Here is a 14,081-nt window from a genome sequence, read left to right as displayed (position 1 = left end):
AACAGGTCATGACGTGCTGCCCACCGAGAACCGGCTGAGGCGGCGCGAGGACTTCGCGACCGCGGTACGCCGAGGACGTCGGGCCGGACGCCCGCTACTCGTCGTCCATCTTCGCAGCGGTGTCACGGACCCGCACGCGCCTGGGGAGAGCGCTCCTCCGACGCGTGCGGGTTTCGTCGTGAGCAAGGCAGTCGGCGGAGCGGTCGTACGGAACAAGGTGAAGCGCAGACTTCGCCATCTGATGCGCGACCGGGTCGACCTCGTGCCCACCGGTAGCCTGGTAGTCGTACGAGCGTTGCCCGGTGCGGGCGACGCCGACCACTCACAGCTGGCCCGAGACCTGGATGCCGCTCTGGGACGGCTCCTGGGAGGGGGCGCGCGATGAAGTACCCGCTGCTGGCACTGATCAAGCTGTACCAGTGGACGATCAGTCCGCTGCTCGGCCCGGTCTGCAAGTACTACCCGTCGTGCTCGCACTATGGCTACACGGCCGTCGACCGGCACGGTGCCCTCAAGGGGACGGCGCTGACCGCCTGGCGCATCCTGCGGTGCAACCCGTGGTCGCTCGGCGGTGTGGACCACGTCCCCGAACGCAAGCGTCCGCGGTGGCACCAGATGCTGCGCAACGCATGGCGCGCACGCAAGGGCGGGACCTCCGCCGCCGAACCGGCCCTCGAGGGACACCTCGTCTCCTCGAGCCCGGCCGCGAAGACCTCGTCCCATGCCCAAGGAGCATGATTAGTGGACACGATTGCCAGCTTCTTCAGCTTTATCACGACACCCGTCTCCTGGGTCATCGTCCAGTTCCACACGGTGTACGGCGCCCTCTTCGGTGCCGACACGGGCTGGGCCTGGGGCCTGTCCATCGTGTCTCTGGTGGTGCTGATCCGCATCTGCCTGATCCCGCTCTTCGTGAAGCAGATCAAGGCGACCCGGGCCATGCAGACGCTGCAGCCCGAGATGAAGAAGATCCAGGAGCGCTACAAGAACGACAAGCAGCGTCAGTCCGAAGAGATGATGAAGCTGTACAAGGAGACGGGTACCAACCCGCTCTCCTCGTGTCTTCCCATCCTGGCGCAGTCGCCGTTCTTCTTCGCCCTCTACCACGTGCTCAACGGCATCGCGACGGGCAAGACGATCGGCGTCATCGACGGCGACCTGCTCGACAGCGCCCGTAAGGCGCACATCTTCGGCGCCCCGCTGGCGGCGAAGTTCATGGACAGCTCGGACAAGGTCGCGGCGCTCGGCGCCACGCTGACCGACGTCCGCGTCGTCACGGCGATCATGATCGTCCTGATGTCGTTCTCGCAGTTCTACACGCAGCGCCAGCTGATGACGAAGAACGTGGACACGACGGTCAAGACGCCGTTCATGCAGCAGCAGAAGATGCTGATGTACGTCTTCCCCGTGATGTTCGCCGTCTTCGGCATCAACTTCCCGGTCGGTGTCCTCGTCTACTGGCTGACCACCAACGTGTGGACCATGGGCCAGCAGATGTACGTCATCCGCAACAACCCCACCCCGGGTTCCAAGGCCCAGGCGGCCTACCTGGAGCGGCTGCACAAGCACGTCACGAACCACGGCAGGACCCGCAACCGCCGGGAGCGCACGATCGTCAAGGCGATCGTCGCCAAGGGGCGCGACCGCAACGAGTTCGAGCGCAAGTTCATCAACGGTCTGAGCAAGGCGGGCCTCGCGGCCCAGCCCGACGGCAACGTGGTGAAGAGCGAGGGCGCGGTCGCCACCCTCACCGCCGAGGACGGCACGCCGACGACCGCGGCTCCCAAGCGCCAGCAGCCCAAGCGGCAGTCCAAGTCCCAGCGTCAGTCGGGCGGCGGTGCGAAGGCGGCCGGCGACACGGCGGGATCCGGTGCGGCCGGCTCCACGGAATCCGGTTCCACGGCCTCGGACGCGTCCGAGACGACGTCGCTGAGCAAGGCGGAGCAGCCGCAGGACGCTCCGCAGACCGCCGCCCGGAAGGCGGCCACCCCGAAGTCCGGCTCCGGCGCCCGCAGCAAGGCGCAGTCCGGGCAGCGCAAGGGCGGCCCACAGCGGCCCAAGTCCCCGTCCAAGAAGTAAGAAGGAGTCCATCCCGTGACGGAAGGCACCACCTCCGCCGCTGCCGAGGGCGCAGACACCCTGACCCGCCTGGAGCAGGAGGGTGAGATCGCCGCGGACTACCTCGAGGGCCTGCTCGACATCGCCGACCTCGACGGTGACATCGACATGGACGTCGAGGCCGACCGCGCCGCTGTCTCGATCATCAGTGACACCGCGAGCCGCGATCTGCAGAAGCTGGTCGGCCGGGACGGCGAGGTGCTGGAGGCGCTCCAGGAGCTGACGCGCCTGGCCGTGCACCGGGAGACCGGTGACCGCAGCCGGCTGATGCTGGACATCGCCGGTTACCGCGCCCACAAGCGCTCCGAGCTCTCGGAGCTGGGCGCCAAGGCCGCGGCCGAGGTGAAGAGCAGCGGCGAGGCCGTGAAGATGAAGCCGATGACCCCCTTCGAGCGCAAGGTGGTGCACGACGCGGTCAAGGCCGCCGGACTGCGCAGCGAGTCCGAGGGCGAGGAGCCGCAGCGCTTCGTCGTCGTGCTGCCCGCCTGATCCGGTACGTACGTCCCTCCGGCCCCGTCTGTTGCGCAGACGGGGCCGGATTTTGTCAGCCTGACATCCCTGATGGTCAGCGCCCGGCGCGCTGAAGCGGTACGGAAGGACGGTCCCCCGTGACGGAGGCAGCGGAGCTCCCCCCGGCGCCCGAGGAGGCGCGCGTGGTCTTCGGCGACCGCTTCGCGGACGCGGTGCGCTATGCGGAACTGCTCGCCGAGGCGGGCGTGCAGCGCGGTCTCATCGGCCCCCGTGAGGTGCCCCGTCTGTGGGAGCGGCATCTGCTGAACTGCGCCGTGCTCTCGGAGGTCGTGCCGGAGTCGGTGACCGTGTGCGACGTCGGCTCCGGCGCCGGTCTGCCCGGCATCCCCCTGGCGCTGGTCCGCGAGGACCTGAAGATCACGCTGCTCGAACCGCTGCTGCGGCGCACCAACTTCCTCACCGAGGTCGTCGAACTGCTGGGCCTGGACCATGTGACGGTCGTTCGCGGCCGTGCCGAGGAGGTCATGGGCCAGCTGCCGCCGGTGCACGTGGTGACCGCGCGGGCGGTGGCACCGCTGGACCGCCTTGCCACCTGGGGCATTCCGCTGCTGCGTCCCTACGGGGAGATGCTGGCGCTCAAGGGTGACGCGGCCGAGGAGGAACTGAAGAGCGCGGCCGTGGCACTGACCAAGCTGGGCGCCGTGGAGACCTCCATCCTGCATGTCGGCGAGGGCGTGGTGGAGCCCCGGTCCACCGTCGTGCGGGTCGAGGTCGGGGAAAGCCCCGGCGGGGTCCGCTTCGCCGCCAAGCGTGCCAAGGCGGCGCGGACGGGAAGGGCGCGTCGGCGTCGCTGACGCATCAGCGCAGCGTCAGCGGCGTGGACGGTGCGGCAGCCATCTGGTGGTGGCCATCCAGCAGTGGCCATGTGGTGGCGGACTTCCGGTGGCGGGTTTCTGAGGGCGTACTCCACCCAAGCAGGCATAGCGCCGCAATACGGAGTGTCGCGAGGGTCTGCCTGCGGCCGCTGTGCATCGTGTTTCACGTGAAACATCGCTCACTGCTGCACGGCATCATCGGCCGCAACCGGGCTGCGGCAGCGCCCCGGGACCGTCGGCCCCTCGGATCCTTGGAGAAAGACACCCCATCGAGCGGTGCCCCGTCGTGTGTCGACGGTGCCGCATCCCCCGGAAGGGGCACGGAGTTTTCCACAAAGGTGGATTTCTCCACAGAACACCAGGCCTCACTGGTTCATGACCCCGAAGGCATGGCAGGCTCTGTTCATCGCGAGTCTGAAGTCGAGGAGAGTGAATCCTTGCGGTCCGACGCCAACATCGCGGGACCGATGGCCGATCCGGTCCCCGGTCCCCGTACCGAGTCGCTCGGGGAGGATGTTTCACGTGAAACACCGCCCCCGATGGACGACACACCCATCGGCCGTGCTGCCCAACTCGCGGTGGAGGCACTGGGACGTGCCGGCGAAGGCCTGCCACGGCCGGAGCAGACCCGTGTCATGGTGGTCGCCAACCAGAAGGGCGGCGTGGGGAAGACCACGACCACGGTCAACCTCGCCGCGTCGCTGGCCCTGCACGGCGCTCGTGTCCTGGTGGTCGACCTCGACCCCCAGGGCAATGCGTCCACCGCGTTGGGCATCGACCACCACGCCGAGGTCCCGTCCATCTACGACGTCCTGGTGGAGAGTAAGCCGCTCGCCGAGGTCGTCCAGCCCGTCCCCGATGTAGAGGGCCTCTTCTGCGCCCCCGCCACCATCGATCTCGCCGGTGCCGAGATCGAGCTGGTCTCCCTGGTGGCCCGGGAGAGCCGGCTCCAGCGGGCCATCCAGGCGTACGAGCAGCCGCTGGACTACATCCTCATCGACTGTCCGCCCTCGCTCGGCCTGCTGACGGTCAACGCGCTCGTCGCCGGCGCGGAGGTCCTCATCCCGATCCAGTGCGAGTACTACGCACTGGAGGGACTGGGCCAACTGCTGCGCAACGTCGATCTGGTGCGCGGGCATCTCAACCCCGCGCTGCACGTTTCGACGATCCTGCTCACCATGTACGACGGGCGGACCCGGCTGGCGTCCCAGGTCGCGGACGAGGTGCGCAGTCACTTCGGCAACGAGGTACTACGGACCAGCATCCCGCGCTCGGTCCGCATCTCCGAGGCGCCGAGCTACGGGCAGACGGTGCTGACCTACGATCCGGGATCGAGCGGAGCCCTCTCGTACTTCGAGGCGGCGCGCGAGATCGCACTGCGCGGCGTCGGGGTGACCTACGACGCCGAGCACGCCCACTTGGGCACAGAGAACAACCAGAACATGGTGGAGGGGATCCAGTGAGCGAGCGACGGAGGGGGTTGGGGAAGGGCCTGGGGGCGTTGATTCCGCCCCCGAGCGGAGGGCTGGGGACACTGCCGCATCCGGAGGAGCCGGTCGTGCCCAGGATGCCTGGGCCGCCCGTCGGGGCCCACTTCGCGGAGCTGCCCTTGGACTCCATCGTCCCGAACCCGCAGCAGCCTCGCAGTGTGTTCGACGAGGATGCGCTCGCCGAGTTGATCACCTCGATCAAGGAGGTGGGGTTGCTTCAGCCCGTGGTCGTGCGGCGCGTCGGTCCTGGGGTGTACGAGGCGCCCGCCGAGTACGAACTCATCATGGGTGAGCGCCGCTGGCGTGCCTGTCATGAGGCGGGGCTGACGGCCATTCCGGCGATCGTCCGGGCCACGGACGACGAGAAGCTCCTCCTGGACGCCCTCCTGGAGAACCTGCACCGTGCTCAGCTGAACCCGCTGGAAGAGGCCGCCGCCTACGACCAGTTGCTGAAGGACTTCAACTGCACGCACGACCAGCTGGCGGACCGTATCGGCCGGTCCCGCTCGCAGGTCTCCAACACGCTGCGCCTGCTGAAGCTTTCGGCCAAGGTCCAGAGCAAGGTGGCCGCCGGTGTGCTCTCCGCCGGTCACGCGCGGGCGCTGATTCCCGTTGAGGACTTGGAGGAGCAGGAGAGGCTCGCCCACCGGATCGTGGCCGAGGGGCTTTCGGTCCGGTCCATCGAGGAGATCGTCAAACTGATGACGGGCTCCGACCCCGCACCGGCTGCCCGCGCCAAGAAGCCCCGGGCGGGCTCGTTGGTCGCCCCGGCGCTGGGTGACCTCGCGACCCGGCTTTCGGACCGCTTCGAGACGCGGGTGAAGGTGGACCTGGGGCAGAAGAAGGGCAAGATCACCGTCGAGTTCGCCTCGATGGAAGACCTCGAACGTATCCTCGCAAGCCTGGCTCCAGGCGAGGGTCCGGTCCTGAAGAGGGCTCCGCAGAACGGCGAGGAGCAGCCGCAGGACTGAGCCGGCCGGTGGTGGAGGGACGTTTCGTTCCGCCGCCACCCGGGCTCGGGCGGATCGTGTCCGGTGCATACCGGAACACGGTCCGCTCTTTGCTTTGCGGCGGTACTGAGGGAATCGCATCGTGGTTACGATGCGAAGAGGGTATGCGCATCCACTGGCCGCCCGTGGCGCAGCGGGCTGGGGAAGCGAGGAACGGCTTTCATGGGGCGTCGGCTCGTACCGCTCACGCTGGACAATCTGCAGGACCTCCCCCAGCGCTGCCGCGCCTGTGTCTTCTGGGAGCTGGACCCCGTCAGCGGTGAGGCCGCGATACAGGGAGGCACGTCCGCCCTGGAGAAGGAGGGCTGGATCTCCGCCGTCCTCCTGGACTGGGGGTCCTGCGGCCGCGTCGTCTACGTGGACGACGCCCCGGTGGGATTCGTGCTGTACGCACCTCCCGCCTATGTGCCTCGCTCCGCGGCGTTCCCCACCAGTCCGGTCTCGCCGGACGCCGTTCAGTTGATCACCGGTTTCGTGCTGCCGGGGTACCAGGGGCAGGGGCTGGGGCGGGTGATGGTGCAGACGGTCGCCAAGGATCTGCTGCGCCGGGGGTTCAAGGCGATCGAGGCCTTCGGCGACGCGCGCTGGAAGGAGCCGGCGTGTCTGCTGCCCGTCGACCATCTGCTGGCGGTCGGCTTCAAGACGGTGCGGCCCCACCCCAGTCACCCACGGCTCCGGCTGGAGCTGCGCTCCACGCTCTCCTGGAAGGAGGATGTGGAGATGGCCCTGGACCGGCTCCTCGGCGCCGTACAGAAGGAACCGGTGCTGCGGCCTCTGTGAGAGTCGTCCCGGCGAGCGCGAAGGGGCCGACCCGTGTGGGTCGGCCCCTTCGATGTTTCACGTGAAACATCGCGCCGGTACGGTCACCGGCGTTGCCGCCTATTCGGCGATGAAGTCCGAGAGGTCCTTGACGATCGCGCCCTTCGGCTTGGCGCCGACGATGGTCTTGGCGACCTCGCCGCCCTGGTACACGTTCAGGGTCGGGATCGACATGACACCGTACTTGGCGGCCGTGGCGGGGTTCTCGTCGATGTTGAGCTTGACGATCTCGATCTTGTCTCCGTACTCCGCGGCGATCGCCTCGAGCGAGGGGGCGATCTGGCGGCACGGGCCGCACCAGGCGGCCCAGAAGTCCACCAGGACAGGCTTGTCGCTCTTGAGGACGTCCTGCTCAAAAGTATCGTCGGTCACGTGCTTCAGGGTGCCGGCCACGGCGGGCTCCTAACTGGTTGGTGCGGTGGGGTTGGGACGGGACGGGGTCAGACAGCGGTCTTCTCGGGCTCGGCCTGCTGCTCGTTGTCGGCGAGGGCCGCGAGGAAGCGCTCGGCGTCCAGGGCGGCGGAACAGCCGGTGCCGGCCGCCGTGATCGCCTGGCGGTAGGTGTGGTCGACGACGTCACCGGCGCCGAAGACACCCGTCTGGTTGGTGCGGGTCGAGGGGGCGTCGACCTTGAGGTAGCCCTCCTCGTCCAGGTCGAGCTGGCCCTTGAAGAGCTCGGTGCGCGGGTCGTGGCCGATCGCGATGAACAGGCCCGTCACCGGCAGCTCCGACGTCTCGCCGGTCTTCAGGTTGCGCAGCGTCAGACCGGCCAGCTTCGGGTCGCCCTTGATCTCGGCGACCTCGCTGTCCCAGACGAACTTGATCTTCGGGTCGGCGAAGGCACGCTCCTGCATGGCCTTGGAGGCGCGCAGCGTGTCACGGCGGTGGACGATCGTCACGGACTTGGCAAACCGGGAGAGGAAGGTTGCCTCCTCCATGGCGGTGTCACCGCCACCGATCACGGCGATGTCGTGGTCCTTGAAGAAGAAGCCGTCACAGGTGGCGCACCACGAGACACCGCGTCCGGAGAGGGCGTCCTCGTTGGGCAGCCCGAGCTTGCGGTGCTGAGAGCCGGTGGTGACGATGACCGCCTTGGCCCGGTGGACCGTGCCGGAGGTGTCCGTGACGGTCTTGATCTCACCGGTGAGGTCGACGGAGACGATGTCGTCCGGGACCAGCTCGGCCCCGAAGCGCTCGGCCTGGGCGCGCATGTTGTCCATGAGCTCGGGGCCCATGATGCCGTCCTGGAAGCCGGGGAAGTTCTCCACCTCGGTGGTGTTCATGAGCGCACCACCCGCGGTGACAGCGCCCTCGAACACCAGCGGCTTCAGCGACGCGCGCGCGGTGTAGAGCGCCGCCGTGTAGCCGGCGGGCCCGGAGCCGATGATGATCACGTTACGGACGTCGCTCACGGCTTCATTCCTCGTCTCTGGAGACTGCAGCTGCGTTGGTTCGGTGGGAGCCTCAGTCCGAGCTCTCACCCCACCCAACGGATCCTAGGCGGCACGCATTCCCGGTGGGTCGGGGGCACTCCGCCCCGGCCCGTGGCGCGGGCACGGACGGCGCCTTGGCGAGGTCTTGCCCTTCGGGTACCCGGGAAACGGCGGTCCACGGAAGGTCCGCTCAGGAGCGCGCGTAGGTCCGCGTCAGGAGCACCTTGCCGGTGCCGACGGAGGCGGACCGCGTGGTGCAGGAGGCGTCCACGAGGTAGGCCGCGACGCGTGAGCTGTCGGTGGCGTCCGGCGTCACCACGAGGTAGACGCGCGTCCCCTTGTAGACGCCCTTGTCGGCGGCGAGGACGGCCTGGTGGCCGTCGACCGCCCGCTCGATGCACATGGGGATGTCGACGGTCGTGCCCCGCAGGGTGGTGTTCGGCTGCATCCCCGTCCCTGCGGACTCGGCCGAGGAGCCCGTGCCGGGATCGGCCTTCCAGGGCTTCGCGCTGGTGCTCGCGGTGCCGTTCTTCTCCGTGCCGAGCAGAGTGGTCACCTGGTCCCGCAGCGACCCTTCGGAGTAGGTGTGGGCCGCGTCGGTGTGCGGCGCCGTCGCGGACGCCACATCCTTCTCGCCGCCGTCGTCCAGCACCTGCGTGAGCAGTCCGCCCAGTCCGAGGGCGGCGGCGGTGACCACGCCGCTCAGGACGACTGTCCTGCGACGTCGGGAGGCGCGGTTCGTCCGACCCGGGCCGGTCGCCGCACGACCGTGCCCGGCGGGGCGGGCGGAGGGCGCCGGGGCGGAGAGGGCGGATTGGGTCGACGATGTTTCACGTGAAACAGAGGAAACCGACGCTCCTGCGGGGACCGATGTTTCACGTGAAACATCGACGCCCTCTCCCGACGGGGAGAGACCGTCGCGCGCCTCCAGCAGAGCCTCCGCGGCGAGTGCCGCGTCGATCCGTGTGGCCACGTCGTCGGGCATGTGCGAGGGGCCCGGCAGGGTGCCGAGCAGCTCGCGGATCTCGCTGAGGGAGGCGTGGACATCGGCGCACAGGGCGCAGCCGTCCAGGTGTCGCCGTATGTCCGCGGCGCGGGACGGCGGGAGGAGGCCCTCGGTGAGGTCGGAGAGCTCGTCGACGTCCGGGTGCCCGGCAGTGTCGTCGGTCGTGGATGTCATGCTCGCTCACCTCCGTTCCGCACAGCGGCTGTATCGCTCGGTCCCGCGTCGTGTGGTTTCGCTGCGGGTGGGACGGACGGTCCCTGCGTCCGGTTCCTTCCCGGTCCGGACTTTTTCGTGACGCCGGCGCCGGGCCCGCCGTCGTCCGCAGGGAGGGCGCCGGTTCCGCCGCCGTCCGCACGGAGATGGGTGAGCAGCGGCAGGAGTCTGGCTCTGCCCCGTGCGCAGCGGCTCTTCACCGTGCCGGTGGGCACGTCGAGGATGCGGGCGGCCTCCGCCACGGGGTACCCCTGCATGTCCACCAGGACCAGCGCGGCCCGCTGGTCCGCGGGCAGGGTGGCGAGCGCCTGGAGGAGCTGACGGTTCAGATCGTTGCGCTCGGCCGGCGCGGACGCCGGCTCGTGCGGTTCCAGGAGCTGCTCCAGCCGCTCGGTGTCCTCCACGGGGGAGGTCCTGCGGGAGGCGGCCTTGCGGGCGCGGTCCAGGCAGGCGTTGACCGTGATGCGGTGCAGCCAAGTGGTGACGGCGGAGCGGCCGCGGAAGGTGTGCGCGGCCCGGTAGGCGGAGACGAGGGCGTCCTGGACGGCGTCGGCGGCCTCCTCGCGGTCCCCCAGCGTCCGCAGCGCCACCGCCCACAGCCGGTCGCGGTGGCGACGCACGAGTTCGCCGAACGCCTCGTGGTCGCCGCCGACATGACGGGCGAGGAGGTCCTGATCGCTCACGCCGCCGTACCCGGCCTCGTCCGCCATCCGACCCCCTCCCACGCCGGCGTGTGCCGGGACCCTAGCCCCTGAACGTCACGTCGGTGATGGCCTGCTTGTAGCCGGAGCCGCTGTAGTTGTCCCCCGACGCGTAGGGCACGTCCGTGATCCACAGCAGCACGTACTGGGTCTTCACGCTCTTCTTGCCCTTCAGGCTGACCTTCTTGTCGCTGGTGGTGGCGGAGCCGATCTCCTTCATGGAGCTGACGGAGGCGGAGGGCGAGAGCGAGTCGGCGGCGTACAGATGGACCGTCGTGTGGTTGCCCGGGTACAGAAGCGCTATCGAGGCCGCCGACACCGACTTGGCCGATCCGAGGTCGTAGACGATGCCCACGCCCGGCTTGTACGGGGCGAGCCGCGGTCCGTCGGTATAGCTCTTGGTGCGCCAGTACGAGGACGGGTCGTCGTCGTAGGTCTTGCCGACGTCCGCGGCCGCCTGTGCGGATCCCTCGACGACGTACTCCCGGGCGGCCTCGATCGTGAGCGGCTTGACGGGCTTGTGCGCCTCGCTGTTCTTGTCGTTGCTGTCCGTCGTGTGGGTCGTGCCGGTGTCGTCGGACTTCTCGCCCCGGTCCATGAGGGCGTCGGCCAGCTGCCAGCTGCCGAGCCCCAGGGCGACGATGAGCAGTGCCGAGACGGCCCACTTGAGCGCCTTGCCGGTACGGCTCTGCAACGCGGGCGGGGGCGCGGGCACCGGCTGGGTGACGCCGGGGTGCGGGGCCGGGCGGCCGTAGCCCTGCTGGAAGCTGGTGCGCTGGTACTCGGGCGGGGCGGTGAACGCCGGCTCCGGCGGCCGGATGCGGGGCATCTCGCCGATCGCCTTGACCAGTTCCTCCGGCGTGGTGCACGGCGACTCGTGCCGGGAGGCGGTGGCGCCGTCGTTGGCGAGGGCGCGCATCGCCAGTTCGGACAGACCGCGGTGGACGCCGGCCCGTACCTGGTCGGGTGCGATCAGACCGACGCCCTTGGGCAGTCCGGACAGCCCGTAGGCGTCCTCCTCATAGGGCCAGCGCTGGGTCAGCGAGGCGTACAGCAGTGCGCCGATCGCCTCCGTGTCGGTGCGCTGCGGGGTGTCGGAACCGATGCCGCGCAGCGCGGCGTTGACCGCGAGCCCGCGGATGCGCCACTGCCCGGAGGAGGTGCGCAGCACCGCGCCCGGGGTGAGCCGCAGATGGGCCAGGCCCTCGCGGTGCGCGGCGGCCATCGCCTGGGACACCTGGGTGACCATCTGGTAGGCGTCGTGCACCTCCAGCGGCCCGGCGGCCAGCAGCGCCGTCAGCTCGGTGGCGTCCGGCAGCCATTCGTGGACGACGTAGACGAGGTCGTTCTCGTCGACGGCGTCGAGGACCTGGACGAAGCGGGGGTCACCGAGGAGCGCGGCGGAGCGGGCGGCGGCCAGCACCGACCGGGCCCGCGCATGGTCCGCCGGCAGGACGTGCACGCCGACGGCACGGCGGAGCTTCTCGTCCACCGCGCGCCAGCTGCTGAATCCGTCCAGACGGGTGACGCACTCCTCGAGACGGTAGCGTCTGGCGAGTTTGTGGCCGCTGTGCAGTTCGGGCGGCGAGGCCGCGCCGGAACCGTCGGTCCTGCCGCTGCCCTGTGTCTCTTCGCCGTCCGTCTCCCGCTCCCGCTTCTGGGCCACCCCGTCGGACGTGGACTGGTCCGCCTTGGCGGTCAGCGGCTCGTCACCGCTGTTGTCTGCCACGTCGACGGCAGACGTGCTCCGTTCCGCCACCGTCGTCCCTGCCTCCCCATCCGATGCGCACTGTCCGACGCAGAAACCAATTGTGCCCACAGTCCGTCGCTGTGCACGACACGCGGCGGCGGACGATGGTTGTGCGGTTACCCCGGCCTCAGCGCCCCAGGCGCCCGCGGACCATGCCGACCATCGAGTTGAGTTCCTCGATGCGCATCTTCCGCGCGGCGACATAGAAGACACCGAGCAGCAGGGCGCCACCGCCGAGCAGGGCGGCGAGCGAACCGCCGACGCCCTGACCCAGCGTGTGGCCGATCGCGTAGCAGGCCGCCCCGCTGAGCAGCGCCGCGGGCACCGAGGCGATGCCGAGGCGTGCGTAGGTCCGCAGCACGCGGGAGCCGTCGAGGTCGCCGCCGAGCCGCTTGCGCAGCCGGTTCCAGGCGACGCCGACGCCGATCGCGTACGCGAGACCGTACGAGGCGGCCATGCCGACCACGGCCCAGCGGGCCGGGAGTACGAAGTAGCAGATCGCCGAGGCGCCGGCGTTGACGGCGGCGACGATGACCGTGTTGTAGAAGGGCGTCCGGGTGTCCTCGTAGGCGTAGAAGGCCCGGAGCACGACGTACTGCACGGAGTACGGAATGAGGCCGAGGCCGAACGCCATCAGCATGTAGCCCATGTTGGTCGCCGCGCCGGTGCCGGAGGTGCCGAACATCAGCGTGCACATCGGGATGCCGAGCGCGACGAAGCCGAAGGCGACGGGGACGATGGCGACGGCGGTGGTGCGCAGCCCCTGTGAGATGTCGTCGCGGACGGCCCCGCCGTCGTTCTCGGCGGCCGAGCGGGAGATCCGCGGCAGCAGCGCGGCCATCAACGAGACCGTGATGATGGCCTGCGGCAGGCCCCAGATGAGCTGGGCGTTGGCGTAGGCGGCGAGGCCGGTGCCCTTCGCGGGTGAGTGGTCACCGGCGGAGGTGGAGAGCTGGGAGACGACCAGGGCGCCCGCCTGGTTGGCGAGGACGAAGAGGACGGTCCACTTGGCCAGCATCGCGGCCTTGCCCAGGCCGTGTCCCTTCCAGTCGAACCGCAGCCGCAGCCGGAAGCCGGTCTCCCGCAGGTAGGGGATCATCGCCAGCGCCTGGACGACGAGTCCGAGCAGGATCCCGACGCCGAGCAGCCGCTGTCCCTCCGGCGGGATGTTCTCCACCGCCATGTGGGAGTGCCCGGCGGTCCCGTAGACCCAGATGAACATGCCCAGGGTGACGATGATGACGATGTTGTTGAGGACCGGGGTCCACATCATCGCGCCGAACTTGCCGCGGGCGTTGAGTACCTGACCCATCACCACATGGATGCCCATGAAGAAGATCGAGGGCAGGAAGTACCGGGTGAAGGTGATGGCCACGTCGTTGGCGGCCGGGTCGGTGGCCACGGAGTTGGACAGCACACGGACCAGAAGGGGCGCGGCGAACATCGCCAGCCCGGTGAGCACCCCGAGGGCCACCATCACCAGGGTCAGCAGCCGGTTGGCGAAGGCCTCGCCGCCGTCGTCGTCCTCCTTCATCGCGCGCACCAGCTGGGGCACGAAGACGGAGTTGAGGCCGCCGCCGACGGTCAGGATGTAGATCATCGTGGGGAGCTGGTAGGCGACCTGGAAGGAGTCGCCGAGGACGCCCAGACCCAGCGCCGACACGATCAGCGCCGACCGCACGAACCCCGTCAGCCGGGACACCATCGTGCCCGCCGCCATCACCGCGCTGGACTTCAGCAGCCCCGAGGCGCGGCCGCCCTTCTTCGCCGGGGTAGCAGGCTGCGGCTCCGCCACGGGCGGCTGCTGCACGGGGCCGGGAGCGCCGACGGGCGCCGGGACCGCGCCGAGGTCCATCGTGGGCGGGTCGGCCTGCTGCTGGTCCCGGAAGAGGTGGGCGAAGGCGTCCCGCTGCCCCTCCCCGGCCCGGTCGGCCGGACCGGCCGCACCCGCGAACTGCACGGTGCGGGTGTCCTCGCCGTACGGCTGGTGCTGCGGCTGCCCGCCGTAGGGGTCCTGGCCGTAGCCCTCCTGACCGTAGGACGCCTGGCCATAGGGCTCCTGACCGTAGGGGTCCTGGCCGTAGCCGTCGTGCGCGTACATGTCCGCACCAGGTCCGGGCGGTGGGCCCTCGGGGCGACCCGAGTGACCCGCGGCCCGGCCGCGGTCACCGTCGTACGGCGCGTTCATGGTCTAC

14 protein-coding genes are annotated in these 14,081 nt (G+C 69.7%); 8 read left to right on the top strand and 6 right to left on the bottom strand.

Going from position 1 to position 14,081, the window contains the following annotated elements:
* Positions 1-13: 13 nt before the first annotated feature.
* The 8 genes from rnpA to OIE12_RS16505 all read left to right on the top strand — a co-directional run bounded on the left by rnpA (position 14) and on the right by OIE12_RS16505 (position 6,744).
* Positions 14-385: a ribonuclease P protein component gene (rnpA, locus tag OIE12_RS16540; protein ID WP_078618004.1), complete on the top strand. Its 372-nt coding sequence runs from the start codon at positions 14-16 to the stop codon at positions 383-385.
* Complete coding sequence (yidD, locus tag OIE12_RS16535) at positions 382-738, top strand: membrane protein insertion efficiency factor YidD (RefSeq protein WP_030376933.1); 357 nt, start codon at positions 382-384, stop codon at positions 736-738. The genes rnpA and yidD overlap by 4 nt, the downstream gene beginning before the upstream one ends.
* Before the next feature lie 3 nt (positions 739-741).
* Positions 742-2,079, top strand: a complete 1,338-nt coding sequence (gene yidC / locus OIE12_RS16530; RefSeq protein ID WP_329136066.1) for a membrane protein insertase YidC — start codon at positions 742-744, stop codon at positions 2,077-2,079.
* A 15-nt stretch (positions 2,080-2,094) separates the two neighbouring features.
* Positions 2,095-2,607 carry a Jag family protein gene (locus OIE12_RS16525; protein ID WP_329136064.1) on the top strand — a complete coding sequence of 171 codons (513 nt, stop codon included), beginning with the start codon at positions 2,095-2,097 and terminating at the stop codon, positions 2,605-2,607.
* 119 nt (positions 2,608-2,726) lie between these two features.
* On the top strand, positions 2,727-3,443 hold the full coding sequence (gene rsmG / locus OIE12_RS16520) for a 16S rRNA (guanine(527)-N(7))-methyltransferase RsmG (RefSeq protein WP_329136062.1): 717 nt from the start codon (positions 2,727-2,729) through the stop codon (positions 3,441-3,443).
* 410 nt (positions 3,444-3,853) lie between these two features.
* On the top strand, positions 3,854-4,927 hold the full coding sequence (locus OIE12_RS16515; protein ID WP_329136061.1) for an AAA family ATPase: 1,074 nt from the start codon (positions 3,854-3,856) through the stop codon (positions 4,925-4,927).
* Positions 4,924-5,925, top strand: coding sequence for a ParB/RepB/Spo0J family partition protein (locus tag OIE12_RS16510; RefSeq protein ID WP_329136059.1), 1,002 nt, complete (start codon positions 4,924-4,926; stop codon positions 5,923-5,925). Before OIE12_RS16515 ends, OIE12_RS16510 begins: the two co-directional genes overlap by 4 nt.
* A 201-nt stretch (positions 5,926-6,126) precedes the next feature.
* On the top strand, positions 6,127-6,744 hold the full coding sequence (locus OIE12_RS16505) for a GNAT family N-acetyltransferase (RefSeq protein ID WP_329136057.1): 618 nt from the start codon (positions 6,127-6,129) through the stop codon (positions 6,742-6,744).
* 99 nt (positions 6,745-6,843) lie between these two features.
* Here the strand turns inward: OIE12_RS16505 and trxA are convergent, their stop codons facing one another.
* The 6 genes from trxA to murJ form a co-directional block, all read right to left on the bottom strand.
* Positions 6,844-7,176, bottom strand: a complete 333-nt coding sequence (gene trxA, locus OIE12_RS16500; RefSeq protein WP_030376940.1) for a thioredoxin — start codon at positions 7,174-7,176, stop codon at positions 6,844-6,846.
* Positions 7,177-7,223: 47 nt separating this feature from the next.
* Positions 7,224-8,195: a thioredoxin-disulfide reductase gene (gene trxB, locus OIE12_RS16495; RefSeq protein WP_030376941.1), complete on the bottom strand. Its 972-nt coding sequence runs from the start codon at positions 8,193-8,195 to the stop codon at positions 7,224-7,226.
* 211 nt (positions 8,196-8,406) lie between these two features.
* Positions 8,407-9,396 (bottom strand): anti-sigma factor family protein, encoded by a 990-nt coding sequence (locus tag OIE12_RS16490; RefSeq protein ID WP_329136054.1) that lies wholly within the window; start codon positions 9,394-9,396, stop codon positions 8,407-8,409.
* Positions 9,393-10,145, bottom strand: coding sequence for an RNA polymerase sigma factor SigM (gene sigM, locus OIE12_RS16485; protein WP_329136052.1), 753 nt, complete (start codon positions 10,143-10,145; stop codon positions 9,393-9,395). Before sigM ends, OIE12_RS16490 begins: the two co-directional genes overlap by 4 nt.
* Before the next feature lie 34 nt (positions 10,146-10,179).
* Complete coding sequence (locus OIE12_RS16480) at positions 10,180-11,895, bottom strand: protein kinase family protein (RefSeq protein ID WP_329136049.1); 1,716 nt, start codon at positions 11,893-11,895, stop codon at positions 10,180-10,182.
* A gap of 118 nt (positions 11,896-12,013) precedes the next feature.
* Entirely contained in the window at positions 12,014-14,074 is a 2,061-nt protein-coding gene (murJ, locus tag OIE12_RS16475; protein WP_329136047.1) for a murein biosynthesis integral membrane protein MurJ, read from the bottom strand.
* Positions 14,075-14,081: the final 7 nt, after the last annotated feature.

Source organism: Streptomyces sp. NBC_00670 (assembly GCF_036226765.1).
In the GTDB taxonomy this organism is placed as follows: Bacteria; Actinomycetota; Actinomycetes; order Streptomycetales; family Streptomycetaceae; genus Streptomyces.
The sequence above is the reverse complement of the archived record's forward strand: the minus strand, read 5'-3'. Positions and strand labels throughout refer to the sequence as shown.

Excerpts from the sequence above, each read along its gene's own strand:
- murJ (WP_329136047.1), bottom strand. The coding sequence starts at position 14,074 with ATGAACGCGCCGTACGACGGTGACCGCGGCCGGGCCGCGGGTCACTCG.
- OIE12_RS16505 (WP_329136057.1), top strand. The coding sequence starts at position 6,127 with ATGGGGCGTCGGCTCGTACCGCTCACGCTGGACAATCTGCAGGACCTC.
- OIE12_RS16515 (WP_329136061.1), top strand. The coding sequence starts at position 3,854 with ATGGCAGGCTCTGTTCATCGCGAGTCTGAAGTCGAGGAGAGTGAATCC.
- yidD (WP_030376933.1), top strand. The coding sequence starts at position 382 with ATGAAGTACCCGCTGCTGGCACTGATCAAGCTGTACCAGTGGACGATC.
- sigM (WP_329136052.1), bottom strand. The coding sequence starts at position 10,145 with ATGGCGGACGAGGCCGGGTACGGCGGCGTGAGCGATCAGGACCTCCTC.
- OIE12_RS16490 (WP_329136054.1), bottom strand. The coding sequence starts at position 9,396 with ATGACATCCACGACCGACGACACTGCCGGGCACCCGGACGTCGACGAG.